The sequence below is a fragment of the Promicromonospora sp. NPDC060271 genome (assembly GCF_042726755.1).
In the GTDB taxonomy this organism is placed as follows: Bacteria; Actinomycetota; Actinomycetes; order Actinomycetales; family Cellulomonadaceae; genus Promicromonospora.
In genome coordinates this window covers 1-23,881 of sequence record NZ_JBHXBG010000085.1, presented here as the reverse complement: position 1 = coordinate 23,881, position 23,881 = coordinate 1, and the positions used below count along the sequence as shown (strand labels likewise).

The window sequence follows — 23,881 nt, the reverse complement described above, 5'->3', positions numbered from 1 at the left end:
ACATAGCTGCGCCCGGTGATCCGTTCGACGGATCACCGGGCGCATCCGTGCGTGCAGGGCCTGCGGTCGGGCCGGCCCTGCGGTTCGGTTCAGCGACCCGTCACGCGGCGTCGCGCGACGATCAGCGAGACACCGGCCGCGACGGTGAGGAGGGCGGCCCCGCCGAGAACCGCCGCGTCCGACGGACCGGTGGCCGCCAGCTCCTCGGGCTGCCTCGGCTGTTCGGCTCCGGGCTCGCACGACACGTCGTCGAACTTCACGTCGTACCACGCGGCGTCCACACCGTTCGAGGTCCAACCGTCAGGGAAGTCCTCTTCGTCCGCCCACTTGTAGCTCCAGGCGATGCCCGCAACCACCTGATGGGTGGGTTCGGACTCGGACTCGAACAGCTCGTAGCTGATCCCGTGACCATTCTCCGGCAACGTGACCGTCGGCTCTGTCAGCTCACCGTCCACGCACTCCGCCTGCGTCACCACAGGCACTTCCGGCACGACCGGGTCGGGGTGCGGCGCACACGGCACATCCTCGAACCTCACCTTGAAGACCGCGTCGTAGACGCCGTCTTTCGTGCTCCACCCGTCCGGCATCTCCTCCGCCCAGGTGTAACCCGCCTTCACGTTCGCGTACACCTCCAGGTCAAGAGGCACAAGGAACGGCAGGTCGTACCAGCCGATCTCGAACTCGTACCAGACGCCGTCGCTGTCCGGCGCGGGCCGGAGAGTCGGAGGGATGTACTTGTCGCCCTCGCACCTCGGCCAAGTGATCAGGGGCCCTTCGGGCACGACCTCGATCAGCCCGTCGTCCGTGGCAGTGGGTTCCGGAGTGGGTTCCGGAGTTACTTCGGGAGTCTGGATCGGACCTTCGATATCGGCCGCTGTCGCCCGGATCGCACCCAGCATGCCGACGACACCGGTCAGGCAAAGAGCAATGCCGACGCCGGTCGCCTTCGCACCGCTCAGCTTTCCTTTCTTGTGTCCGAGCACGTCTCCTCCTCAAACCTCAGGGAATTGCCCCCGCACCCCATGACGCGCCGCGGATACCTTTCGTTGGTCAACCGGGAAATACCCGAACGTCTACCGCTGCCACGCGACCACGGGCGTCCCGTACCCGGCGTCTGCCGCCTGGAACCACATAGCTGCGCCCGGTGATCCGTTCGACGGATCGCCGGGCGCATCCATGTATGCAGGGCCTGCGGTCAGGCCGGTCCTGCGGTCCAGGTCAGCGGCCCATCACACGACGTCGCGCAATGATCAACGAGACACCTGCCGCGACGGTGAGCAGGGCGGCCCCACCCAGGACCGCCGCGTCCGACGGACCCGTGGCGGCCAGCACCGGCGGCTCCGGCTGTTCAGCTCCGGGCTCGCACGACAGCTTGTCGAACATCACCGAGTACGTCGCAAGGCCCTCAGCCTGATCGACCCAACCCTCAGGGAACTTCCAGTGCGCCCACCTGTAGCCGTCGGTCACTCGCGCGTTCACCCGGACCCACCACTGGCCGTGCTCGTTCTCCCACACATGGATCAGCTCGTACGTGGCCACACCATCAGCCGGCAACGTGACAGTCGGCTCGATCAGCTCACCGTCCACGCACTTCGGTGGCGTCACCACCGGCGTCTTCGGCGCGATCGGCTCATCGTGTGGCGCGCACGGCACGTCCTGGAATGTCACCTTGAACGCCGCCGCGTCCCCGCCGATCTGCACAAGCCAGCCGTCCGGCATCTCCGCCGTCCAGGTGTACCCCTCGCTCAGTGTTGCGAGCACGCCCACGGTCAGAGGCACGCTGTCGAACGGGGGCCCGATCTCGGTGTCGATCCACTCGTAGCCGATGGCGTCGGTGTCCGCTGGGAGCGTCATCGTCGGAGCGATGAACTCGTCGCCCTCGCACGCCGGCAGGGTGTACGCGGGCGTCTCGGGCGTGACCTCGATCGGTGCCTCGTCCGTGACGGACGGTTCCGGGGTGACCTCCGGAGTCGCTTCCGAAGTCGCTTCCGGGGTCACTTCCGCGGTCTTGACCGGGTCCTCGGCCTCGGCCGCGACCGCCGGTGCCGCGCCCAGTGCTCCGATGACGCAGGTCAGGCCAAGAGCGATGGCGACGCCGGCCGACCTCGCACCACCCAGGCTTCTTGTCTTGTGCACGAACACGTCTCCTCCTTGAATGTCCGGGAATTGCTCCCACTCACGATGACGCGCAACGAGACGTATTCGTTGGTCAACTGCGAAATATCCGACGGCTGTCGCTGCCACGCGATGGCGCGCCTCATATCCGACGTCTGCGGCGTGATACGACATCAATGCGCTTGGTGATCCATCAAACGGATCACCAAGCGCATTGAGGTGTGCAGAACGCGCCGTCGGGCCGGTCCTGCGCTTCGGGTCAGCGACCCGTCACGCGCCGTCGCGCGACGATCAGCGAGACGCCGGCCGCAACGGTGAGCAGGGCGGCCCCGCCCAGAACCGCCGCGTCCGACGGACCGGTGGCAGCCAGCTCCTCACGCTGCTCCGGCTGTTCAGCTCCGGGCTCGCACGACACGTCGTCGAACTTCACGTCGTACCACGCGACGTCAAGGTCTGAAAAGAGCCAACCCTCAGGAAGCTTCTCTTGGTCGGCGAAGCGATAGCTCCAGGAAGCCTTCGCAAGCACCCGCGGGTCGGAGTCCTCGTACTCACGCAGCTCATAGGTGACCCCTTCGCTGTTCTCCGGCAACGTGACCGTCGGCTCCGTCAGCTCACCGTCCACGCACTCCGCCTGCGTCACCACGGGCACTTCCGGGACGATCCGGTCGTGGTGCGGCGCACAGGGCACGTCCTCGAAGTACACGTCGTAGAAGGCCCCGTCCCCGGAGCTGTACGCGACCCAGCCGTCGGGCATCTCCGCCGCCCAGGTGTAACCCTCTTTCAGCTCCGCGTACACCTGCAGCCTCAGGGGCACGGTGAACGGCGGGTCGTACCAGTAGTCCTCGAACGTGTAGTCGATGGCGTGGTCGTCCGGCGGGGCCTGGAGCGTCGGAGGGATGAACTTGTCGCCCTCGCACATCGGCCAGGTGATCGCGGGTATCGCGGGCACGACCTCGATCAGCGCATCTTCCGTGGTGGACGGTTCCGGTGTGGGTTCAGGGGTCGCCTCCGGAGCCTCCGGAGTCACTTCCGGAGTCGCCTCCGGGCTGGCTTCCGGAGCCACCTCCGCGGTCTGGACCGGACCCTCGGTCTCGGCCGCGATCGCGGGCGTCGCGCCCAGTGCTCCGATGACGCAGGTCAGGCCGAGAGCAATGACGACGCCGGTCGGCTTCGCGCCACTCAGCCTTCTTTTCTTGTGCTCGAACACGTCTCCTCCTCAAAGTTCTGGGAACTGTCTCCACTCACCGTGACGCGCCACGAGAGGGTTTCGTTGGTCAACCGTGAGATTCCCGACCGGCTACCGCTCCCTGGGATGTGTCAGTGGGTCGCCGTAGGGTCGCTCCCATGATTCGAATGCCCGCCACGGAGCTCACCGTCGCCCGCGAGGACTGGTACGGCCGTGACCTCACCGGCGAGGACCACATGGCCACGTTGTTCACCGACGTGGACATGACCGAGACCACGGGGACGGGCGCGACGTTCGACTCGTGCGTCTTCCGGGGCGTTCGCTTCAACAGCGCCCACCTCACGGAGTTCGCGTTCACGTCGTGCGTGTTCGACGCGTGCGTGTTCTTCGACGCGCAGCTGGAGCGCTGCAAGCTCGTCGGCTCCCAGTTCGCGGACTGCCGGTTCGACATCCTCAAGGTCTCCGGCGGCAACTGGTCCTTCACCGACCTGCACAGGGCTGCCCTGGCCGGCGCCGAGTTCGACGGCGTCCGCTTCCGCGAGGCCGACCTGGCCGGCGTCAAGGCCTCCGGTGCGGTGCTGATCGGCTGCGACCTGTCGGGCGCCGACCTCGAACAGGCCGACCTGAGCAACGCCGACCTGCGGGGCAGCGACCTCTCGTCGCTTGACCCGCTCTCGGCCAGCCTCACCGGGGCGATCGTGAGCGAGGCGCAGGCGATCGCGCTGGCCGAGACGCTCGGACTGGTGGTCCGGCCGGACTGATCTACCCGCCGAACCACCCGGTGATATCGGTTCGATCGGGGCGACGCGCGCCTCTATGCTCGGGTCGGCTCGCACACGCACTGAGCACGTTGCTCTGGGAGGACGAGGATCGATGAAGATCAGCCGCGACCTGACCGACTGGACCCTGACGGCCACGGGAGGCCCCGTCCCGGCGGACCTCGCCGGAGTTCCCGTCCCCGCGACGGTCCCGGGCACCAGCCACACCGCCCTGCTGGAGCAGCAGCTCATCCCCGACCCGTATCTCGGCACGAACGAGACCTCGCTCGCCTGGATGAAGCGCACCACCTGGCGGTACGCGACGGTCCTCGACGAGCCGCCCGCGGAACCCGACGAGCGCGTCGACCTGCTCTTCGAAGGCATCGACACGGTGTCGACCGTCGTCGTCGACACGGACGTGGAGCGAACCGGCGCCGGGCAGGGTCGCACCGAGCTGGGCCGCACGGCGAACATGCACCGCTCCTACCGGTACGACGTGCGCGAGCTCGTCGGGGCGCCCGCCAACCTCGTGGTCGACCTGGACTCCGCGCTCGAGACGGCAGAGGCCGAGGCGCAGCGGCTCGGTGCGCGCCCCATGGCCTACGACCAGCCCTTCAACATGGTCCGCAAGATGGCCTGCTCCTTCGGCTGGGACTGGGGTCCTGACCTGCAGACGGCGGGCCTCTGGAAGCCCGTCCGGGTGCAGCGCTGGCGCGTGGCACGCCTCGCGCGGGTCACGCCGCTGGTCACCGTGGTCCCGGGCCTCGTCGACCTGGCGGACGACGAGGTGGTCACGCCGGGCGTCGCCGACGCCGACGGTCGCCGGACGGGCGTCGTGGACGTGCGCCTGCAGATCGAGCTGTCCGGCCTGACCGAGCCGGGACCGCTGACCGTGGACGTCGCGGTCGGGGACCGCGGTGTCACCACCGGCCTCCCGGCCGGCTGGACCGGCGGCTCCCTGGACGTCCGGGTGCAGCTCCCCGACGTCGACCTGTGGTGGCCGGCCGGACACGGCGAGCAGCCCCTCTACCCCATCGAGGTGACCCTCTACGAGGGCAACGGGGAGGACCGCTCCGACCCGCTGGACGCCTGGTCCGGCAGGGTCGCCTTCCGCACCGTCGAGGTGGACCGCACACCCGACGAGCACGGCACCCGTTTCACGTTCGTCGTCAACGGCAAGCCCGTGTTCGTGCGTGGCGCCAACTGGATCCCCGACGACCACCTGCTGACCCGCATCACGCGCGAGCGCCTGGAACAGCGTGTCGACCAGGCGCTCGGCGCGAACCTGAACCTGCTGCGGGTGTGGGGCGGCGGTATCTACGAGTCCGACGACTTCTACGACGTCTGCGACGAGAGAGGCGTCATGGTCTGGCAGGACATCCTGCTGGCCTGTGCCGCCTACCCGGAGGAGTCCCCGCACTGGTCCGAGTTCGAGGCGGAGCTGCGGGAGAATGCCGCCCGCCTGGCGCCGCATCCCTCGCTGGTGCTGTGGAACGGGGGCAACGAGAACATCTGGGGCCACGAGGACTGGGACTGGAAGGAGCCACTGGGCGACCTCACGTGGGGCGCCGGCTATTACTACGAGCTCTTCCCGAGGGTCCTGGCGGAGGTCGACCCGACCCGTCCCTACTGCGACGGTTCGCCCTACTCCCCCGGCTTCACGCCCGAGGAGGTGCACCCCAACGACCCGGACCACGGCACGCACCACCAGTGGGACGTCTGGAACCGGGTCGACTACACGCACTACCGCGACGACGTACCGCGGTTCGCGTCGGAGTTCGGCTTCCAGGGCCCGGCGACCTGGGCGACGATGCGCCGCGCCATCCTGCCCGACGGCGCGGCGGAGGCCCCGCCCGGGTTCAAGGAGTCCGAGGTCTTCCTGCTCCACCAGAAGGCGGAGTACGGCAACCTCAAGCTCGACGGCGGCATGGCCGCGCACCTGGACGTCCCGGAGGACTTCACCGACTGGCACTGGGCCACGCAGCTCAACCAGGCGCGCGCCATCCAGTACGCCCTCGAGCACTACCGGTCCTGGTGGCCGCGCACGGCCGGGGCGGTCGTGTGGCAGCTCAACGACTGCTGGCCAGTGACGTCCTGGGCCGCGATCGACGGCGACGCCCGGCGCAAGCCGCTCTGGTACGCCCTGAAGCACGCGTTCGCCGACCGGATGGTGACGGTGCAGCCGCGTGGCGCGAATCTGGTGGCGGCGCTCGTGAACGACTCCGACGAGCCGTGGACGGGGCCGGTGAGAGCGGCCCGGACCACTCTCGGCGGCGAGGTGCTGGCGACGTCGGGCTCTGCGGGAGAGACCGTGACGGTCGGTCCGCGGTCGGTGACCCTGGTACCGCTGGCCGGTGACCTGGTCGCCGTCGGAGACCCGGCGAACGAGGTGCTGGTCGTCACGTTCGGCGAGGCCCGTGGGCTGCATCGCTGGGCGGAGAGCAAGGATCTCGCGCTCGATCCGGCACCCGTGCGAGCCACCGTGACGGCGGAGGACGGCGGCTACCGCGTGGACGTGACGGCGACGTCGCTGGCCCTCGGTGTGACACTGCTCGCCGACCGCCTCGACCTGGACGCGCAGGTGGACGACCAGGTGCTCGACCTCCCGGCAGGTTCGACGGCGGTGTTCCACGTGACGAGCCGTGGCCTGGACCAGGACGCGCTGGTCACCCGGCCGGTGCTGCGCACGGAGAACGATCTCGTGACGAGACCAGCAAGCTAGCAACCTTTCGGACTTGATGTCGGTGACCACTCGTACTGTGTGGTCCAGGGGCGGAGGACAACACGATGAAGACATTTGGCGAGGTCACGAGCTGGTCGGTGCTGCGGCGCGACGGCGTATCCGTCGTCGTGGCGCATCCGGAGGTGGGGTTGCCACTGGTGCTCCACTGGGGCGCGGACCTGGGCGAGCTCTCGTCTGCGGATCTGCAGGCGCTCGACGTGGCGACCAGTCGCCAGACGGCGCCCGGCACGCTCGACGCGGCCTGGCGTCCGTCGCTGCTGCCGCAGGAGTCGGACGGGTGGGCGGGCCGGCCCGGCCTCCTCGTCGTCTCGGACGGCGTCCCGCTCTACCCGCGGTGGACCGTCACCGAGGTCGAGCGAGCCGCGGCCGAGCTGGTGGTCACGGCCCGGGACGGCGAGCTGGGCCTCACGCTCCGGTCGTACCTGGAGATCGGCCCCGGTGGGCTGGTGCTGCTGCGGCACGAGCTCGACAACGACGGTTCCGCCGTGGTCGACGTGCACTGGCTCGAGGCCATGCTGCCCGTACCCAGCTCAGCGGACCACCTCACGCAGTTCACCGGGCGCTGGTCCCGCGAGAAGGCGCCGGTCACGACCGCCATGCCGGTCGGCAGCACCGCTCGCCAGACCCGGCGCGGGCGTTCGGGACATGACGCGCCCTGGGTGACCCTGGCGTCGTCGGGCACGCCACGCAACCGGACCGGCGAGGTGTGGGCCACCCATCTGGGGTGGAGCGCCGACGTCACCCACCGCGTCGACCACCTCACCGAGCACCCCACGCTGCTCGGTGCGGGCGAGCTCGTGCGGCCGGGCGAGATCCACCTGACTCCTGGCGAGTCCTACCGGACGCCGGTGGCGTACTTCGCGTGGTCCCCGGCGGGCCTGGACGGTGTGTCGGACCGGTTCCACACCTGGATGCGGGCACGCCCGCAGCACGTCACGAACCCCCGGCCGCTGGTGCTGAACACGTGGGAGGCCGTGTACTTCGACCACTCGCCGGCCAAGCTGGAGCGGCTCGCCAGGCGTGCCGCGGCGGTCGGCGTGGAGCGCTTCGTGCTCGACGACGGGTGGTTCCACTCCCGCCGCGACGACACCACCGGCCTGGGCGACTGGGTCGTCGACCGCGACGTCTGGCCAGAAGGGCTTGACCCGCTCGCCGGCCTCGTGCACGAGCTGGGGATGCAGTTCGGGCTGTGGTTCGAGCCCGAGATGGTCAACCTCGACTCCGACCTGGCGCGTGCCCATCCGGACTGGATCCTGTCGAACACGGCGGCGGTGCCGTCGCCGGACGGCCTCTCGTTCCGCACGCAGTACGTGCTCGACCTCGCGAACCCCGACGCGTGGGAGCACGTGCGCGGACAGATCTCGGCCCTCGTCACCCAGCTCGGGATCGACTTCATCAAGTGGGACCACAACCGCGACCTCACCGAGCCCGTCCACATCGGCGCGGACGGCGTCGCCCGGCCGGGCACACATGCCCAGACCCTTGCCGCGTACGCGCTGATCGCCCGGCTCAAGGCGGATCACCCGGGGCTGGAGATCGAGTCGTGCTCCTCGGGCGGCGGCCGAACCGACCTGGGGATCCTTGAGTTCACCGACCGGGTGTGGGCGTCGGACTCCAACGACCCCGTTGAGCGCCAGGACATCCAGCGGTGGACCTCGCTGGTGCTGCCGCCCGAGCTCATCGGGGCGCACGTGGGTCCGTCACCGACACACTCGTCAGGGCGCGCCACCGAGCTCTCCTACCGGGTGGCCACGGCGCTGCAGGGCCACGCGGGATTCGAGTGGGACCTGCTGACCTGCACCGACGACGAGCTGGTCGCCGTCGCCGCGTATGCCGCGCTCTACAAGGAGCTCCGTACGCTCGTGCACACCGGCACCGTGGTGCACGCCGACACCGTGGATCCGGCGCTGCGGGTCACGGGCTTCGTCTCCCCCGACCGGACGGCGGGCATGTGGACCGTCGCAGCGGTGGCATCACCAAGGGACGCGCTGACCGAACGGGTGCGGCTCGACGGCCTCGACCCCGCCCGGCGCTACAGCGTGCGGGTCCGTGACGAGGCCGGTGCCGCGAAGTGGGGCTGGGTCACCCCGGGCTGGCTGGGCAAGGACCCTGTGGACATTCCGGGGTCGGTGCTGACCAGCGTCGGCCTGCAGCTCCCGACGCTGTGGCCGATGCAGGCGCTGATCATCCAGGCGACGGCCACCACCCCGGCCGAGTAGCGACCGCCGACAGCAGGACCGACGCCACAGAGCCGGGGCGATGTAGAACCATCGGTCCTACATCGCCCCGGCTCTGTCTCGAGGGGTCGGATCTGCGTGAATCGCTCAGCCAAGCCGGCGCCGAGCGAGCACGATGAATGCGATGCCTCCGCCGAGCATGGCGAGGGCCAGCATCGAATAGCCGATCGTCTCGGCCGGGCCTGTCGAAGCGAGCTCGGACGGGGGTGCCTGAGCCGGCGGCTTGGGCGTCGGCTTCTCCGTCGGCGTGGGCTTGTCGGTCGGCTCAGTCGGCGTGGGAGTCGGTGTCGGCTCCGTCGGAGTCGGAGTCGGCTCCGTCGGAGTCGGAGTCGGCTCCGTCGGAGTCGGCGTGGGCTCCGTCGGGGTCGGCGTGGGTGTGGGAGTCGGCGTCGGCTCCGTCGGAGTCGGCGTCGGCGTCGGCGTCGATGCCGGCGCGTAGGTCACGGAGTAGTGGCTGATGTCCTTGCCGGTCGAGTGCTCGATCGTCACCTCGGTAGCCGGTGGGTCGACGACCACGAACTCGGGGCCGTCACCCTGTTGTGCCGATCCTGCCTTCACGCAGTACCCGATGATGACCATGCCTTCGGGTGCGGTGACGGTGACGGACGAGTGGTTGCCGACGACGTCGATCTTGTCGCCCGGACAGACCTGTTCCTCACCTGCGGCTACTACCGGGGCGCCGTTCGCCACGGCCGAAGCCGAGCCATAGAGTCCCAGCGCCAGAAGCGCGGCGGCCCCTAGCGCGGATATGGTCTTCATTTCGATGTTCCTTTTCTCGGCGCGGGACGCCGCAGAGAAGGCTCGCGGCGCGTCTGTTGATTGCGACGCTAGATCCGCATGTGACCCCATGCAAGAGCATCAAAACGGACATTACCTCCGGCTCGTGATACGCCCGAGAGCGGCAATCCGCGGCGTGCGAGCACCCCATTCTGAAAGGAGTCGGAAGAGTGGGTGAACTTCCGCGACGTTCGGTCACCGGGCGTCGCACAGAACCCTGGTGACCAGCAGTTCGACCCGAAACGCCGGGACCAGCGCGTATGCACGCGGATCCACGCTCGACCGGATGTCGAGGGCGGCACACCGCACGCATTCAACACCGAACGCCCCGGGACAACGCCCGCTGGTCGCCTTCACGAGAAGGAGTCGAGCACAACCAGATGCGCAACAAGCTTTTACCGCAAATCGCCCAGAATCACGGTACGTGAATTCACCCGGCTCTTGACGGATTTCACCCGGAGCAGCAATGAACGAGCGTGCGGCCGGCCCTCCGTCCAGAGCCAGAGCTCCTGGAACGAAGAACCCGCCGGCCGCCCGCGTTGCGCCGCGGTCGTGGTCCTACGTTGCGGTCGTCTCGGTAGCAGACGACCCGACCGGCGACGGGGTGAGGTCAGGAGCCCGGTGTGTAAGTCGGCGTCGGCGTCGGCGTCGGCGTCGGCGTCGGCTCGTACGTCGGCTCGTAGTACACGGTGTAGTGGCTGATGGCCTTGCCGGACACATGCGTGATCGTCACGGTCGTGACGGGCTCGTCAAGAAGCACGTACATGGGACCGTCCCCCTGCTTGACGGAGCCGGCCTTGACGCAGTACCCGGTGATGACCATGCCGGCGGGCGCGGTGACGGTGACCGAGGTCTGCTCGCCCGAGACCTCCACCTTGCCTTCCACAGGGCATACCGCTGGGTCGGACGATCCGGTCGGAGTGGCACTCGCCGCGACCGAAGCCGTGGCATAGAGGCCCAGTGCCAGAAGCGCAGCGGCCCCGAGCGCAAGTAAACGCTTCATTCGGTGTTCCTCTTTTCTGACGGATAGCGTCGCATCGGGCGCGGCGCGGCTGTTGCACCGAAGGTAGGCGTGGAGGAAATACCGTGCAACAGGCCGTCTACGCCATATCCGGCTCGCCGATCAAGCTCACCCGGACAGCTTTTCCACCGACCACGGGACGCGCTCAGAGCGACCAGGTGAACGCCTCACGCCACGAGGCCCCTGGGGAGCCGAGGCCCACGTTTCCGCCAGATTCACCCCTTTCACGGCCTGGACCAGCGGGGATGCGCCGGCCGCCTTCGGGTCCGGGCGCGAGCGCGCTCATGAAAGGGGAGCCCGTCGAGCAGAAACCGGCCCAGGAAACGATACCGGCACCCCGGAAATTCCGTGTTGGACCAGCATTTCACCTCAGGGCGAAAGAACGTTGTAAATGGCCGTTGTCATACGCGGGCAGCTCGAAATATCTCACCCCTGGAGATCACCCGCCCGCACGGCGAAGCGGGCGCCCGGCCGACACATCCCGTCACCCGAGCCGGAGCTCGAGGAACCGGATGGCGGCCGGACGCCCGCTCTGCTCAGCGGTCGCTCGGTACGGCTGGATCAGCTACCCAGGACGCCCTTGCGGCGAAGCACGATCAGCGTCACGCCGCCACCCACGAGGGCCAGCGCGATCAGCGTGAAGCCGATGGCGGTGCTTGCGCCGGTGGCAGCGAGCTCACCCGGCTCCTCGGCAGCCGGCGTGGCAGTGGCCTCGCCGGCCGGGGCCGTCGGCTCCGGCGTGCCTGCGGTCGGCTCGACGGCAGGCTCCGACGGGGTGCCGGAGGGACCCTCGGAGGGCTCGCCGCTCGGCACGACGCTCGGCTCGGACGGGCTGGGCTCCGGCGTCGGCTCCGCCTTCACCGTGACGAGCGTGTAGTGGCTGATCGCCTTGCCGGACGGGTGCGAGATCGTCACGGTGGCGCTCGGCGGGTCGACGACCACGTCAACGGGGCCGTCACCCTGCTTGTCCGATCCGGCCTTCACGCAGTAACCGGTGATCAAGTAGCCGGGCTCTGCGGTCACCTCGAGGGTGACGTGCTCGCCCTCGACGTCGACCTTGCCGTCCTTCGGGCAGGTCGCGCCATCGCCACCACCGGTGATCGCGACGGGAGCGCCGGCGATCGGCGCGGCGAACGCGGCGGCAGGCGAGCCCATGAGGCCGGCGACGAGGAGCGCGGAGGCTCCCAAGACGGTCATCTTGCGCACTGAGCGCTCCTTCGGGACGGGGATCTGTCGCGTGCCCGACTTTCAGGCACGATCCCGGAGCGTAGCGACAATGGCGCAGTTCGCCAATATCCGTTATTTCATTGAAATAACTTGCAAAGACTTGAGCTCGACCCTACTTTCCTTTGCCTTTCTTCTTCCCCTTGGACGCCGGACGCGCGCCTTTGCCCCGCTGGAGACCGCCACCAGCCCGCTGAACACCCCCGCGACCACCTGCCTTTGCCCCGCCACGCCCCGCACCGGACCGGCCGGCGGCCCCGCCCGAACCGCCCTTCACCGGTTTCTTCACCCCGGCCCTGGCCGATCTTCCGGCGGCGGCCGCGGGATCCTCGGCCTGCTGGGCGGTCGGGCGGCCCTGGCCGCGCGAGCTGTTCACGGTGCGCCCCCGGACGATCCCGACGAGCTCCTCGACGAGGTCGGTGGTGCGGTCGTGAGGCCAGATCAGACCCACTGGCGCCGTCGGACCGTCCACGAGCCGGCGATGGACCACGTCCTTACGGCGGTGCAGGCGGGCGAGCGACATGGGGAGCACCGCCACCCCCACGTTCGCGGCGACCGTCGCCACGGCATCCGCGGTGGTCGGGACCCGGTCCAGCGGGTTCCCGTCCGGATCCACGGGCACGACGCCGGGAACCGGATGCGCGGCGAACAGGACGTCGTCCGCAGGGACCCAGACCGGATCGCCCGCGATGTCGGCGACGGACACCGTCTCCTCCTCGTCGAGGGCGGCGAGCAGGTGGTCCCGCGAGAAGCACACCACCGGCGTCTCCTCGTAGAGCGGGATCGCGGCGAACACTTCCTTGTCCACGGGTAGCCTGCCGATCGCGGCGTCGGCCTCCCCCGCCCTCAGGGCAGGCAGGACGGCGTCCGACTCGAGCTGCACCAGGTCGAGCCGCACGTCAGGCAGCCGTTCGCGCCACACGGAGGCCCACTTCCCGGGTGTCGCACCCGGCACGTACGCCAGGCGGAAACTCGGCAGGCTCGGGTCGACGGCGGCGTTGGTGTCGGCGTCGGTGTCGGCGTCGGCGTCCGCCACCGGCTCCGCGCCGTCCTCGACCTCCGGCCCGGCGGTCGAGGGGTCGGTGGGGTCGCCACCCGGAACAGGCGGTCCGACGTCGGGCAGGGGCTGGCTCACGCATCAAGGCTACGGGCTGCTCCCCACCCGGGCTCCGCCTGGAGCCCTGCGGGCCGGATCCCCGCAGACCTGGACGAGCGGTGAGGATCACGCCCGCCATGGAGAGCGGGGAGGGCAGGCGCCGATACCCTGGGAACATGAGTTCCTCCTTCGCCTCGCAGCGGTTCAAGCCGTCCAATGCCGCCAAGCGACTCGGCGTCTACCTGCCTGCCACCCCGCAGGAGTTCCAGGACAACCCGATAACGCGCGCAGAGCTCGAGGAGCTGGAGACCAACCCGCCCGAGTGGCTCGCCGATCTGCGCCGCAACGGACCGCACCCGCGGCCGGTCGTGGCGGGGCGCCTCGGCATCTCGATCGCGGGCCTGGCCCGCGGTGGTATCACCGAACCGCTGACCACCGAGCAGATCAACGAGCTGCGGGACGACCCGCCGGCCTGGCTGACCCAGGAGCGCGAGATCGCCGCTCGGGTGCGCGCCGAGGAGGAGCGGGTCGAGGAGGCGCGCAAGGCCGCGGAGAAGAAGGCCCGCTCCGCCCGGTGAGCTCAGTGGCCGACGCCGTCCTGGCCGAGCTCCGGCCCTTCCCCGAGGACGGTTCGCGCGCCGACGGCCCGGTCGCGGCCGACGCGACCGACCGGCTCCTGCTCGACGAGGCCGCGCCGCTGATCGCGCGGGACCCCGACGGCGTGGTGGTGATCGGCGACCGGTTCGGGGCGCTCACCCTCGGGTCCCTCGCCCTCGGCGCCCATGGGGTCCGCGTGCACCAGGACGCGATCACGGCAGAGGCAGCGCTGAGCGCCAACGCCTCTCGCGCGTCCGAGGTCCTGCGGGCCGGGCACGCGCTCGCCACCGCGGACGCACCCGCCACGCGTGAACCCGCCTCGCTCGGCCTGACCGGGCACGACCTGCTCGAGCCCGGCCTGCTCACCGGCGCCCGCCTCGTGCTGCTCCAGCTCCCGAAGTCACTCGCCGAGCTGACCGAGATCGCCGAGCACGTGGCCCGGTACGCCGACCCGGCGGTCACGCTGCTCGCCGGAGGCCGGGTCAAGCACATGACGCACGCGATGAACGACGTGCTCGGGGCGTCGTTCGCGCGAGTCAGCCCGTCACGTGCCAGGCAGAAGTCGCGGCTGCTGATCGCGCGGGAGCCCCGGTCCGACGTCGGGCCGCTCACCTACCCCGTCACCGCCCGGCTCACCGACCCGGAGATCCTCGGGGCGATCACACCACCGGCCGTCCCCGGGGTGTCCGTGGCGGCACCCGCCGGGAACCGCGCCCCGGACGGCCTGACCGTCGTCGCGCACGGCGCCGCGTTCGCGGGCGCCGCCCTTGACCATGGCACGCGTTTCCTCCTGGCCCAGGCCCACCGCTGGCCCCACCTGCGGGACGTCCAGGTCGCCGTCGACCTCGGCTGTGGCACCGGCATCCTCGCTACCGTCCTGGGCCTGAGGTACCCGGGCGCCCAGGTGATCGCGACGGACCGGAGCGCCGCCGCCTGCGCCTCGACGACCGCGACGCTCGCCGCGAACGGAGTCAGGGCCGCCGTCGTACGGGCCGACGCCGGGGACCTGCTCCCCGTCCCCGACGGTTCGGTGGACCTTGTGCTGCTCAACCCGCCGTTCCACGACCGCGCCGCGCTGAGCACCGACGCGGCGCACCGCATGTTCGCCGCGGCGGGCAAGGTCCTGCGCCAAGGCGGCGAGCTGTGGACGGTCTTCAACACGGGGCTGCACTACCGCGGCGCACTGCAGCGGGCCGTCGGGCCGACGGAGCACGTGGCCCAGAACCCGCGGTTCACGGTGACCCGTAGTCTGCGGAAAGCACTTACAGACTAGTCAGTGATGGACCGCTAGCCTTGCGGGGCGCTCGCCCCGGGCGCACTCGCACCGGCAGCGTGCCCGGTCATCGCCGGCCTGCCCCGAGTCGAAGGATCTGTCGATGAGGACACTCCGCACCACACTGCGCGGCACCGCCGTCGCGGCAGTCGCCGCATCGCTCGCCGCCGGAGCCGCTGTCGCAGCGCTGCCGGCCACCGCCGCGCCGTCCGCCACCGACGCGGGCAGGGCCATGGCGCAGGCCTCCGTGGCCGAGCCTGGCGCGACGGCCGAGGCCAAGGAGCAGAAGGGGAAGAAGCCAAAGGTGAAGAAGCCGAAGAAGGCGGCGGCCGACCCGGACTTCGGGCCCAACGTCACGTTCATCGACCCGACCTGGACGACCGACCGGATCAACGCGTTCCTCGACTCGGTCAACGACGAGGCCGAGATGAGCCAGGGCCGGCACCAGGTCTTCTTCGAGCCCGGCACCTATGGCAGCGCCGCCGGCCAAGACGACCCGGCAACGGCCACCGACATCGTCAACCAGACCGTCGGGTACTACGAGTCGATCTCGGGCCTCGGCGCGCAGCCGAACGCCGTGCAGATCAACGGCGCGCTGCACGTGGAGCCGGTGGTCGGCTGCCCGGACCGGCCGTGGGAGTGCGCCGCCCCCGGTTCGCTCAACCACTTCTGGCGGTCGATGTCGAACATGGCGATCAACCCGATCCAGCGCCCGGTCGGCGAGGACGCCGCCCGCCCGTTCCCGGCGGGCGTGACCGAGCCGCACCAGATGCGCTGGGCGGTGTCGCAGGCCGCGCCGATGCGCCGCATGGACATCCAGGGCAGCCTCACGGTCTTCGGCCGGTACGGCGAGTTCGCCTCCGGCGGCTACCTCGCGAACTCCCGGGTGGCCGGCACCATCGCGACCGGCTCGCAGCAGCAGTGGTTCACGCGCAACAGCGAGGTCGGCACCTGGGACGGCGGCGTGTGGAACATGGTGTTCTCGGGCGTCGACGGCGCTCCGGACACCGACTTCGGACAGGACCTCGGCAACGGGGCCAGGGGCGTCAAGACCACGTTCGACAGCACCCCGATCAGCCGCGAGGCCCCGTTCCTGTACCGGAGCGGAAACGGTGAGCTCGCGGTCTTCGTGCCGAACGCGCGCACCGACAGCCGCGGCACCGACTGGTCGACGTCCGCCGAGTCGGGCACGTCGATCGGTATGAAGGACTTCTACGTGGCGCGGGAGGACGTCGACACCGCGACGTCGATCAATGCCGCGCTGGCGGCCGGCAAGAACCTCATCCTCACGCCGGGCGTCTACGAGCTCGACGCCGCGCTGCGGGTCGACCGTGCCGACACGGTGGTGCTCGGCCTCGGTTACGCCTCGCTCACGCCGACGGCGGGCAACAGCGTGCTCGAGATCGGCGACGTCGCGGGCGTGAAGGTCGCGGGCATCACCGCCGACGCGAACGTGCCCGAGTCGGCGACGCTGATCAAGGTGGGCCCGGCGGGCGCGAGCGTCTCCGACCCGGCCAACCCCACCACGCTCACCGACGTCTTCGTCCGCGTGGGCGGTCCCTGGGAGGGCAAGGCCGTCACCTCGATCGAGGTGAACAGCGACAACACCCTGCTCGACCACATCTGGGCGTGGCGTGCGGACCACGGCCACGGCGTCTCCTGGGGCGGCAACACCGGCGCGCACGGCGTCGTCGTCAACGGCGACGACGTGACCGCGACCGGCCTGTTCGTCGAGCACTACCAGGAGGAGCAGACGATCTGGAACGGCGAGAACGGCCGCACGATCTTCTACCAGAGCGAGATCCCGTACGACCCGCCGTCGCAGGCGGCGTTCATGGACGGCGACCGCCTCGGCTACGCCTCCTACCGCGTGGCGGACGACGTGACGAACCACGAGGCGGCGGGCCTCGGCGTCTACTCGTTCTTCAACCAGGGCCAGGACATCCGCGTGGAGTCGGGCATCCAGGCCCCCACGACCCCGAACGTGCGGTTCCGCTCCATGACCAGCGTGTTCCTCAACGGCTCGGGCGGCATCAACCACATCATCAACGACGCGGGCGCCCCGGCAGTAGGCAGCTTCGCCTCCCCCCAGCTGATCAGCTACCCCCCAACCAGCTGACAGAGCCCCCAACCAGCCAACCACCCAACCGGCTGGCGAACCCCATCAGCCAACCAATCCCTACGGGAAAGTGACGCCCACAGAAGAGCGGGCGGAGAACAAGAACGCCTGCGCGGACTGGGCCGACGAGGCGCCTCCAGAGGCGGCTCACCTGTTTCGTCCTTTTACGTCCGCGCAGGCGTTCTTGTTCTCCGCCCGCGGGCTCTACCCGAAGCGCTTTACTTGACGTCCACCACGTCGACGACGAAGACGAGCGTGTCCCCACCGCCGATCCCCGCCTGCGGCACCCCGCGCGCACCGTAGCCGTGCTCCGGCGGGATCGACAGCAGCAGCCGCGAGCCCACGTTCTGGCCCACCATGCCCTTGTCCCAACCGCCGATGACGGCGCCGACGCCGATCGGGAAGTCGATGGTGGTGCCGCGGTCGTACGAGTTGTCGAAGACGTGGCCGCCCCAGGTCTGGCCCAGGTAGTTCACCACGATGGTGCGCCCGGACTCGACGACCGGGCCGTTGCCCTCGGAGAGGACCTGTACCTGCAGGCCGGCGGGTGCGTCACCCTCGGGGAACGTCAGCTCCGGCTTGTCACCGAAGGTGCCGGAGGCGGTAGGAAGCGTGGTCACGAGGATTACCTCTCGATCGGGAGGGCGCCGAGCAGTCCCAGCGCCGTTACCCACCCACCCTATGCGGCCACCACGGCTGCCCGCGAAGCGACGGCGGCCTGCCGCAGCGCGTCCAGGGCGGCGATCGCCGGCGGGGTGTGCGCGACGGCGTCCTGCAGCACCGCGTAGATCGAGCGCACGGGCGCCGGACGCACCACGGGTACCGCGACGGTCGCCCGCGGCAGGTTGACGGCGCCGAGCTCTGGCAGCACCGTCATGCCGATCCCCGCCTCCACGAACGCGACCGCCGTCGGGTAGTCGTGCGCCTCGACCCGGAACGTGGGGCTGAAGCCGGCCGCCGTGCACGCCTGAAGGAGGTTGCGCCGGCACCAGCCGCGGGCGAAGTCGTTGTCGATCCAGGACTCGTCCTCGAGCTCCGCGAGCTCGATCTCGTCCCGGTCGGCGAACCGGTGGTTCTGCGGCAGGACGGCGACGTACGGGTCGTCGAGGAGGTGGTGGGCCGTGAAGCCGCTGCCCGCCGCGAACTCGGCGTGCGCCACGACGATCTGCAGGTCCGCCCGGTCCTCGGTCTTGTCTGGGATGTGCTCGGCCAGCTCCAGGTCGAGGCGGACGCCGGGGAACTGCGTCGTCACGGTGCGTACGACGTCGGGCAGCCAGGCCGAGCCGACCGAGGCGAAGTAGGCCACCGAAAGCGACCCGGTGCGGCCCGCTCGCAGGTCGGCGACCATGGCCTCGGCCTCGCCGAGCCGTTCGAGCACGCCGTCGGCCTGGGCGGCCAGCGCATGCCCGGCCGCGGTGGGCCGGATGCCGCGCCCGTGCCGGGCCAGGAGCTTGAGGCCCGTCTCGCGCTGGAGCGCCGAGACGTGCTGGCTGACGGCGGACGGCGTGTAGCCGAGGTTCGCCGCGGCCGCACCGATGGATCCGGAGGCGACGACGGAACGGAAGACGCGGAGTCGGTGGACGTCGAGCATGCAGCCACTGTACAGCCCGACTGAATTCGAATGAAGAAAGAATCGCTGGTGCTTCACAGTGGTTCGGGGCGACGATCGCACCATGACCAACACCACGGCCGATAGCCGCCAGACCTTGGCTCCGACAGCGGGCAAGGTTCCGGACATGACCCTGACTGCCGTGGCTGCTCCGCCGGCCACGAACCGCTTCCTCGTCCCCGCGGCCGCCGCGGTGACCGTGGTGCTGTGGGCCTCCGCCTTCATCGGGATCCGGGCTGCCGGTCACGACTTCTCCCCCGGCCCGCTCGCCCTGGGCAGGATGTTCGTCGGCGCCCTCGCGCTCACCGTCATCGCCGGCCTGGCGGGCAAGATCCGGCTGCCGCGCGGCCGGACGCTCGTCGGCGTCGTCATCTGGGGCGTCCTCTGGTTCGGGCTGTACAACCTGGCCCTCAACACCGCGGAGCGCACCCTCGACGCCGGGACGGCATCCCTTCTGGTCGGGCTCGCCCCCATCCTGATCGCGGTGTTCGCCGGCATATCGCTCGGTGAGGGGTTCCCGGCACGGCTGCTGGCCGGTATCGGCATCGCCTTCACGGGTGTCACCGGGATCGCGCTCGCCACGTCGAGCGGGGCGTCCGACGCGGTGAGCGTCGCCCTCGGCCTGGCGGCCGCCGTCATCTACGCGGGCAGCACGATCCTGCAGAAGCGTCTGCTGCCGAAGGTGGACTCCCTGACCATGACCTGGCTGGGCTGCCTGGTGGGGGCGGTGGCGTGCCTCCCGTTCGCGCCGGTACTCCTGCGCGAGATCGCCGCAGCCCCGACGTCGGCCACGCTGAGCGTCGTCTACCTCGGCGTCTTCCCCACGGCCGTCGCGTTCGTCACCTGGGGCTTCGCCCTGACCCGCACGACGGCGGGCCGGCTCGGCGCCGCGACCTACGCCGCCGCGCCGCTCGCCGTCCTCATGTCCTGGGCCCTCCTGGCCGAGGCCCCGACCCCGACGGCCCTGATCGGCGGTGCCCTGTGCCTGACGGGCGTCCTGGTAGCCACCCTCAAACTCCGCTAGACCGCTGAGTGCTGGATATTTGCCCTCTCAGAACGATTCGATAGGACAAATACCCAGCACTCAACGGTCCACCGCGGTCAGGGGAGAGTCGACGCCTTGGCCTCCAGGACCGAGCGTTCCGCGGTGTTGGCGCACAGGGCGGCCGCGCGCAGGTACTCCCCGCGGGCCTCGGCGGTGCGGCCCAGCCGCGCGAGCAGCTCGCCCCGCACCCCCGGCAGCAGATGCGATCCCGCCAACACGCCCCGCTCGACCAGGCCGTCCACGACACGCAGCCCGAGCTCCGGCCCGCGTGCCATCGCCACGGCCACCGCCCGGTTCAGGTCCACCACGGGCGACGGTGCGAGCCGGCCGAGCGCCTCGTAGAGCACGACGATCCGCTCCCAGTCCGTCCCGGCCACCGAGGGCGCCACCGCGTGACACTCCGCGATCGCCGCCTGCAGGGCATAGGCCCCCATGCCAGCGGGGCCGACGGCGCGGCGCAGCGCCGCCCTGCCCCGGACGATCGCCGCCCGGTCCCAGCGCCGCCGGTCCTGGTCCTCCAGCAGGATCGGCTCGCCCGACGGACCCGTGCGGGCCGGGAACCGGGCCGCGGTCAGCTCCAGCAGCGCGAGCAGGCCGAACGTCTCCGGCTCGGGCGCGAGGCGGCTGAGCATGCGCGCCAGGCGCACCGCCTCGCGCGCCAGGTCGTGCCGGATCCAGTCGTCGCCCGACGTCGCCGACGACCCTTCCGTGAAGATGACGTACAGCACACTCCGCACCGACGCGAGCCGTGCGGCCCGGTCCGCGCCCTCGGGGACCTCGAACGGGACCCGCGCCGCGGCGATGGTCTTCTTGGCGCGTGTGATGCGCGCCTGCACCGTCGCGACCGGCACCAGGAAGGCGCGGGCGATCTCGTCGCTCGTCAGGCCGCCGACGACGCGCAGCGTGAGCGCGACCTGCGCCTCCCGCCCGAGCACGGGATGGCAGGACACGAACATGAGCGCGAGCACGTCGTCGTCGATCCGGTCCGGATCGACCTCGGCCGGGTCAGAGCCAGGCTGACCTGCGACGACGCTCGTCCCGGCCGCAGCAGGCCCTGTTCCGATGCCCGACGTCGCCTCCCCCTCGGCGAGGCCGTGCGCGAGTACGGCGTACCGCTCGTCCCGCCCCGCGCGGCGCCGGTAGGCGTCGATCGCCCGGCGCCGCGCCGTCGCGATGAGCCACGCGGCGGGGTCGCGCGGTGCACCGTCGCGTGGCCAGGAGACGAGCGCCTCGGCGAGCGCCTCCTGGGCCACGTCCTCGGCGAGCTCGAAGTCGCGGGTGTAGCGGGTGAGCGCGCCCACGATCCGCGCGGACTCGATCCGCCAGACCGCCTCGACGGCCCGCCGGGCGGCGTCCTCCACGGTCAGAGCTGACCGGTCGACTCGCGCCACGCGCGCTCCTTCTGGACGTGCTCGTTGTCCTGCGGGAAGTCGTCGAGCTCCTGGACGCGACGGATCTCCAGCTTGCTGCCCGGGCCGGCGAGCGGTGCCCGCCTGGCCCACTCGACGGCTTCCTCCCTGGAGGCGACGTCGACGATCCAGAAGCCGTTGAAGAGCTCCTTGGTCTCGCCGTAGGGACCGTCGGTCACGACGGGCGTCTCGGACGAGTAGTCGACGACGACGGAGTCGGCCGCGTCCGTGAGGCCCTCACCGGCGACGAGCACACCCGCCTGGACCATGTCCTCGTTGAACTTGCCCATGTCGTTCATGATCTTCTCGAAGTCCATGTTCTCGTAGACGGCCGTCGTCTCGTCGGTCGAGCGCATGATCAGCATGTACTTCGGCATGGTTTCTTCTCCTGTGTGTCGGGGCCCCGTTGTGGGACCTTCTCACCCACAGGTCGAACGGGAAACCACTCGATCGACACAACCCGGAAATTCCCTGCGAGACTTCATGACGGTGCATGGAGCGGGGGTTCCGCGCGTCACACACGCCCGGCTTGCCACGCGCGCGGAACGTGCGGAACCCTTGAGTCTCATGACGCTCGAATCGATTGAGCCCGTGGAGGCCGGTGCCGAAGTTCCCACGGCATCCGGCAGGTCCCCACGGCGCCGCCAGACCCCGAAGCCCACGAACTCGGGTCCGGTGAAAGGACACACGACGAGCGACGGCGCCTCCCCGCGCGCCTGGGACGGACGCAGCAAGTTCCCGCACATCGGCGAGTACGGCTTCCTCTCCGACTGCGAGACCAACGCGCTGATCGCGCCGTCGGGCAGCGTCGAGTGGATGTGTGTTCCCCGGCCCGACTCCCCGAGCATCTTCGCCAAGATCCTCGACCGGGGAGCCGGCTACTTCCGCGTGGGACCGCACGGTGTACGGGTGCCCGTCGCGCGACGCTACCTGCCCGGCACGCTCATCCTCGAGACGACCTGGCAGACGCCGACCGGCTGGCTCGTGGTCCGCGACGCGATGCTGATGGGCCCCTGGCACGACGTCGAGTCGCGTTCGGGCACGCACCGTCGCACCCCCACGGACGACGACGCCGAGCACATCCTGATGCGCACCATCAAGTGCGTCTCCGGCACGGTGGACCTCGAGGTCGTGTGCGAGCCGCGCCCGGACTACGCCCGGTCCGAGGTCGACTGGGAGTACGAGAACAGCGGGTACTCCTCGGTGGTGGCCCACGTCGGCGACTCCAACCCGGACCTGCACCTGCAGTCCAGCCTGCGGTTCGGGCTGGAGGGCAAGCGCGCCACCGCCCGCACGCGGATGACGGAGGGTGCCACGCACTTCGTCGCCATGTCGTGGGGCTCGCAGAGCGCACCGACGACGTACGCGGGTGCCCTCGACGCGATGTGGCGCACCGAGCGGTTCTGGCGCGACTGGATCACGCAGGGCGAGTTCCCGGACCACCCGTGGCGCGCCTACCTCCAGCGGTCGGCGCTCACTCTGAAGGGCCTCACCTACTCCCCCACGGGTGCGCTGATCGCCGCTGCCACCACGTCCCTGCCCGAGACCCCGGGCGGCGAGCGCAACTGGGACTACCGGTACGCGTGGATCCGTGACTCCACGTTCGCACTGTGGGGGCTGTACACCCTGGGCCTGGAGCGCGAGGCGAACGACTTCTTCGCGTTCATCCAGGACGTATGCCGCGACAACCGGCAGCTCCAGATCATGTACGGCGTGGGTGGTGAGGAGACCCTCGAGGAGTTCGAGCTGCCGCACCTGTCGGGCTACGAGGGCGCGCAGCCGGTCCGCATCGGCAACGCCGCGTACGACCAGCGGCAGCACGACGTATGGGGTGCCGTGCTGGACTCCGTGTGGCTGCACGCCAAGTCGCGTGACCAGCTCCCCGAGTCGCTGTGGCCCATCCTCAAGCGGCAGGTCGAGGAGGCCGCGAAGCACTGGCACGAGCCCGACCGGGGCATCTGGGAGGTGCGCGGCGAGCCGCAGCACTTCACGAGCTCCAAGCTCATGTGCTGGGTCGCGATGGACAGGGGCGCCAAGCTCGCCCGGCTGTACGACGAGCTCGACTACGCGCAGGCGTGGCAGAAGATCGCCGACGAGATCTTCGACGACATCTGCACCAAGGGCGTCGACGAGCGCGGCGTCTTCACGCAGCGCTACGGCGACCCGGCGCTCGACGCGTCGCTGCTGCTCGTCCCGCTGCTGCGCTTCCTGCCGCCGGACGACCACCGGGTCAAGGCGACGGTGCTGGCGATCGCTGACGAGCTCACCGAGGACGGCCTGGTGCTGCGCTACCGCACCGACGAGACCGACGACGGCCTGCAGGGCGAGGAGGGCACCTTCACGATCTGCTCGTTCTGGCTCGTGTCGGCGCTGGTCGAGATCGGTGAGGCGGAGCGCGCCAAGTCGCTGTGCGAGCGCCTGCTCGGTTACGCGTCGTCGCTCAACCTCTACGCCGAGGAGATCGAGCCGGGCACCGGGCGCCACCTCGGGAACTTCCCGCAGGCATTCACGCACCTGGCGCTGATCAACGCCGTGATGCACGTGATCAAGGCGGAGAACGGCGAGGCGGAGAAGGGCTACTTCGGGGTCCCCCGCCCGTCCTGACCCCGTCAGCGCACCTGTCAGAACTTCGCGCACGTGTCAGACGCTCAGGTCACTCGGCTGACCTGAGC

Annotated in this window: 19 protein-coding genes; 8 read left to right on the top strand and 11 right to left on the bottom strand. The window is 70.2% G+C overall.

Annotation, left to right across the window (positions count from 1 at the left end; translation table 11 throughout):
- Positions 1 to 89 precede the first annotated feature (89 nt).
- From ACFWE2_RS14540 to ACFWE2_RS14530, 3 genes are all read right to left on the bottom strand, one after another.
- Positions 90 to 983: a hypothetical protein gene (locus tag ACFWE2_RS14540; protein ID WP_377224946.1), complete on the bottom strand. Its 894-nt coding sequence runs from the start codon at positions 981 to 983 to the stop codon at positions 90 to 92.
- Positions 984 to 1,218: 235 nt separating this feature from the next.
- Positions 1,219 to 2,289 carry a hypothetical protein gene (locus tag ACFWE2_RS14535; RefSeq protein ID WP_377224945.1) on the bottom strand — a complete coding sequence of 357 codons (1,071 nt, stop codon included), beginning with the start codon at positions 2,287 to 2,289 and terminating at the stop codon, positions 1,219 to 1,221.
- A gap of 85 nt (positions 2,290 to 2,374) precedes the next feature.
- A complete protein-coding gene (locus tag ACFWE2_RS14530) occupies positions 2,375 to 3,322 on the bottom strand; it encodes a hypothetical protein (protein ID WP_377224944.1) in 948 nt (315 codons plus the stop codon).
- Between the two features lie 137 nt (positions 3,323 to 3,459).
- On the opposite strand from ACFWE2_RS14530, the gene ACFWE2_RS14525 reads away from it, so the two are divergent.
- The 3 genes from ACFWE2_RS14525 to ACFWE2_RS14515 all read left to right on the top strand — a co-directional run bounded on the left by ACFWE2_RS14525 (position 3,460) and on the right by ACFWE2_RS14515 (position 9,021).
- A complete protein-coding gene (locus ACFWE2_RS14525; protein ID WP_377224943.1) occupies positions 3,460 to 4,062 on the top strand; it encodes a pentapeptide repeat-containing protein in 603 nt (200 codons plus the stop codon).
- Positions 4,063 to 4,174: 112 nt separating this feature from the next.
- Positions 4,175 to 6,781, top strand: coding sequence for a glycoside hydrolase family 2 TIM barrel-domain containing protein (locus ACFWE2_RS14520; RefSeq protein WP_377224942.1), 2,607 nt, complete (start codon positions 4,175 to 4,177; stop codon positions 6,779 to 6,781).
- 65 nt (positions 6,782 to 6,846) lie between these two features.
- Positions 6,847 to 9,021: an alpha-galactosidase gene (locus tag ACFWE2_RS14515; RefSeq protein ID WP_377224941.1), complete on the top strand. Its 2,175-nt coding sequence runs from the start codon at positions 6,847 to 6,849 to the stop codon at positions 9,019 to 9,021.
- A gap of 105 nt (positions 9,022 to 9,126) precedes the next feature.
- Here the strand turns inward: ACFWE2_RS14515 and ACFWE2_RS14510 are convergent, their stop codons facing one another.
- The 4 genes from ACFWE2_RS14510 to ACFWE2_RS14495 form a co-directional block, all read right to left on the bottom strand.
- Positions 9,127 to 9,798 (bottom strand): LPXTG cell wall anchor domain-containing protein, encoded by a 672-nt coding sequence (locus ACFWE2_RS14510; protein ID WP_377224940.1) that lies wholly within the window; start codon positions 9,796 to 9,798, stop codon positions 9,127 to 9,129.
- Between the two features lie 628 nt (positions 9,799 to 10,426).
- Positions 10,427 to 10,702: a hypothetical protein gene (locus tag ACFWE2_RS14505; RefSeq protein WP_377224939.1), complete on the bottom strand. Its 276-nt coding sequence runs from the start codon at positions 10,700 to 10,702 to the stop codon at positions 10,427 to 10,429.
- Positions 10,703 to 11,398: 696 nt separating this feature from the next.
- Positions 11,399 to 12,043 carry an LPXTG cell wall anchor domain-containing protein gene (locus ACFWE2_RS14500; RefSeq protein WP_377224938.1) on the bottom strand — a complete coding sequence of 215 codons (645 nt, stop codon included), beginning with the start codon at positions 12,041 to 12,043 and terminating at the stop codon, positions 11,399 to 11,401.
- A gap of 133 nt (positions 12,044 to 12,176) precedes the next feature.
- Positions 12,177 to 13,196, bottom strand: a complete 1,020-nt coding sequence (locus tag ACFWE2_RS14495; protein ID WP_377224937.1) for a LysR family transcriptional regulator substrate-binding protein — start codon at positions 13,194 to 13,196, stop codon at positions 12,177 to 12,179.
- Between the two features lie 137 nt (positions 13,197 to 13,333).
- Here ACFWE2_RS14495 and ACFWE2_RS14490 point away from each other — a divergent pair, with 137 nt between their 5' ends.
- The 3 genes from ACFWE2_RS14490 to ACFWE2_RS14480 all read left to right on the top strand — a co-directional run bounded on the left by ACFWE2_RS14490 (position 13,334) and on the right by ACFWE2_RS14480 (position 17,146).
- Positions 13,334 to 13,735 (top strand): DUF5997 family protein, encoded by a 402-nt coding sequence (locus ACFWE2_RS14490; protein WP_377224936.1) that lies wholly within the window; start codon positions 13,334 to 13,336, stop codon positions 13,733 to 13,735.
- On the top strand, positions 13,732 to 15,027 hold the full coding sequence (locus ACFWE2_RS14485) for a class I SAM-dependent methyltransferase (RefSeq protein ID WP_377224935.1): 1,296 nt from the start codon (positions 13,732 to 13,734) through the stop codon (positions 15,025 to 15,027). Before ACFWE2_RS14490 ends, ACFWE2_RS14485 begins: the two co-directional genes overlap by 4 nt.
- A gap of 103 nt (positions 15,028 to 15,130) precedes the next feature.
- Positions 15,131 to 17,146: an adenylyl cyclase gene (locus ACFWE2_RS14480; RefSeq protein ID WP_377224934.1), complete on the top strand. Its 2,016-nt coding sequence runs from the start codon at positions 15,131 to 15,133 to the stop codon at positions 17,144 to 17,146.
- 218 nt (positions 17,147 to 17,364) lie between these two features.
- Here ACFWE2_RS14480 and ACFWE2_RS14475 read toward each other — a convergent pair whose 3' ends face one another.
- Positions 17,365 to 17,766: an FKBP-type peptidyl-prolyl cis-trans isomerase gene (locus ACFWE2_RS14475; RefSeq protein WP_377224933.1), complete on the bottom strand. Its 402-nt coding sequence runs from the start codon at positions 17,764 to 17,766 to the stop codon at positions 17,365 to 17,367.
- Between the two features lie 59 nt (positions 17,767 to 17,825).
- Positions 17,826 to 18,737, bottom strand: a complete 912-nt coding sequence (locus ACFWE2_RS14470; RefSeq protein WP_377224932.1) for a LysR family transcriptional regulator — start codon at positions 18,735 to 18,737, stop codon at positions 17,826 to 17,828.
- Between the two features lie 145 nt (positions 18,738 to 18,882).
- Between ACFWE2_RS14470 and ACFWE2_RS14465 the strand changes: the two genes are divergently transcribed.
- Positions 18,883 to 19,779 (top strand): DMT family transporter, encoded by an 897-nt coding sequence (locus tag ACFWE2_RS14465; protein WP_377224931.1) that lies wholly within the window; start codon positions 18,883 to 18,885, stop codon positions 19,777 to 19,779.
- A gap of 77 nt (positions 19,780 to 19,856) precedes the next feature.
- Here the strand turns inward: ACFWE2_RS14465 and ACFWE2_RS14460 are convergent, their stop codons facing one another.
- Together ACFWE2_RS14460 and ACFWE2_RS14455 are read right to left on the bottom strand one after the other, a co-directional pair.
- Positions 19,857 to 21,191 (bottom strand): RNA polymerase sigma factor, encoded by a 1,335-nt coding sequence (locus ACFWE2_RS14460; RefSeq protein ID WP_377224930.1) that lies wholly within the window; start codon positions 21,189 to 21,191, stop codon positions 19,857 to 19,859.
- Positions 21,164 to 21,586: a YciI family protein gene (locus tag ACFWE2_RS14455; protein ID WP_377224929.1), complete on the bottom strand. Its 423-nt coding sequence runs from the start codon at positions 21,584 to 21,586 to the stop codon at positions 21,164 to 21,166. Before ACFWE2_RS14455 ends, ACFWE2_RS14460 begins: the two co-directional genes overlap by 28 nt.
- Positions 21,587 to 21,884: 298 nt before the next feature.
- Here ACFWE2_RS14455 and ACFWE2_RS14450 point away from each other — a divergent pair, with 298 nt between their 5' ends.
- Positions 21,885 to 23,813 (top strand): glycoside hydrolase family 15 protein, encoded by a 1,929-nt coding sequence (locus tag ACFWE2_RS14450; RefSeq protein WP_377224928.1) that lies wholly within the window; start codon positions 21,885 to 21,887, stop codon positions 23,811 to 23,813.
- The last annotated feature ends 68 nt before the right edge of the window (positions 23,814 to 23,881 follow it).